The organism is Bradyrhizobium sp. Leo170, assembly GCF_004296405.1.
GTDB lineage: Bacteria > Pseudomonadota > Alphaproteobacteria > Rhizobiales > Xanthobacteraceae > Bradyrhizobium.
In genome coordinates, this window is sequence record NZ_PSRR01000801.1 from 1 (window position 1) to 785 (window position 785).

Below are 785 nucleotides of genomic sequence, written 5' to 3' on the forward strand. Positions count from 1 at the left end.
GGATTCTCATTCGTGCTTGGCTGTGATTCAAGCTTTGGATGGAACGATTCGTTTTGACTGACGGCCAATGGGCGAAGATGGAGCCGCTTTGTCTCGGCAAGCCGAGCGATCCTGGCCGCAGCGGCAAGGACAACCGGCTGTTTGTTGAGGCGGTGTTATGGATCGCCCGCACGGGCAGTCCATGGCGCGATCTGCCGCGCGCTTTCGGTCACTGGAACAGCGTGTATACGCGTTTCCGGGACTGGGTGAAGGCGGACGTGTGGAAGCGCCTGTTCGAGGCGGTCTCGGACGAGCCGGACATGGAGTACGCCATGGTCGACGCCACCATCGTCAAGGTCCACCGCCACGGACAGGGCGCAAAAGGGGGACTCAGAGCCAGGCCATCGGCCGTTCGAAAGGCGGCATGACCACCAAAATCCTGGCGCTCACCGATGCGCTCGGCAATCTGGTGCGTTTCGTGCTGCTGCCCGGACAGCGCTTCGACACGGTCGGCGTTCCGCCACTCATCGAAGGGGTCGCCTTCGGTGCGCTGATCGCTGACAAGGCGTTCGACAGCAACGCCATCATCGCCGATCTCGACGAACGCGGCGCCAAGGCCGTCATCTCCCAGCATCCGCGCCGCGCCAAACCTCTCGCCATCGACGAGGAGATCTACAAATGGCGGCATCTGATCGAAAACTTCTTCTGCAAGCTCAAGGAATTCAAGCGCATCGCGCTGCGCGCAGACAAGACAGATCAAAGCTTCGCAGCCATGATCCATCTGACCGCTGCCGTGATAAACTCCC

The 785-nt window shown here is 61.0% G+C and carries 1 pseudogene; it reads left to right on the top strand.

The annotated features are described in order from the left end of the window. Positions 1-77: 77 nt before the first annotated feature. Positions 78-785: pseudogene (locus tag CWO89_RS44805) on the top strand (IS5 family transposase); the annotation flags it as partial.